Here is an 835-nt window from a genome sequence, read left to right as displayed (position 1 = left end):
TTGCCGGACTGGTGCTGTCGCTCGTCTTCGGCCGCCGCGGCGGAGGCCATCCGCAGAATCCCAATTCGCAGCCGCCACCGCCGCGCTGGGGCCGCAACGGTTCGCCACGAGCATGATGCCGAAAAGTGTGAAGCGGTTTTCGGACGACATCATGCTCTCTGAAGGGAGGCCGGCATGAATTATCGCCACGCCTACCACGCCGGCAATTTCGCCGATGTCGTCAAGCATGCCGTGCTCGCGCGCCTCGTCGAATATCTCAAGCAGAAGGACAAGGCTTTTCGCGTCATCGACACCCATGCCGGCATTGGCCGCTATGATCTTGCCTCGGTCGAAGCCGGCAAGACCGGCGAGTGGCAGGGCGGCATCGGCCGGCTCACCGAGGCGACGCTCGAGCCGCAGGCGGCGGCGCTGCTTCAGCCCTATCTGGAAGCGGTGCGCGCGCAAAATCCCGACGGCGGCCTCAAGCATTATCCCGGCTCGCCGCTGATCGTTCGCCATCTCCTGCGCAGCCAGGACCGGCTGACGGCGATCGAGCTGCACCCCAAGGATGCCGTGCGGCTGAAATTGGTTTTCGCCGGCGATTTCCAGGCAAGGGTGATCGAGCTCGACGGCTGGCTGGCGCTGGGCGCGCAACTGCCGCCGAAGGAAAAGCGCGGCTTGGTGCTCATCGATCCGCCCTTCGAGGAGGAAGGCGAGTTCTCCCGTCTGGTCGATGGTCTGCGCAAGGCGCACCGGCGCTGGCCGGGTGGCATCTACGCGCTCTGGTATCCGATCAAGGATCGCAGGGCGGTGACGGCCTTCCGCGGTGCTCTGAAGGAAACCGGCATTCCGAAGC

Annotated in this window: 1 protein-coding gene; it reads left to right on the top strand. The window is 65.3% G+C overall.

What is annotated here, in order from left to right:
- Positions 1–174 precede the first annotated feature (174 nt).
- Positions 175–835, top strand: a 661-nt coding sequence (gene rlmJ / locus EOA27_RS38485; protein WP_145970907.1) for a 23S rRNA (adenine(2030)-N(6))-methyltransferase RlmJ, incomplete at its 3' end; no start/stop codon positions are given.

Origin of the sequence: Mesorhizobium sp. M2A.F.Ca.ET.037.01.1.1 (assembly GCF_003998075.1) — a bacterium.
Classification (GTDB): Bacteria; Pseudomonadota; Alphaproteobacteria; order Rhizobiales; family Rhizobiaceae; genus Mesorhizobium.
This window is presented reverse-complemented; position numbering and strand designations above follow the sequence as displayed.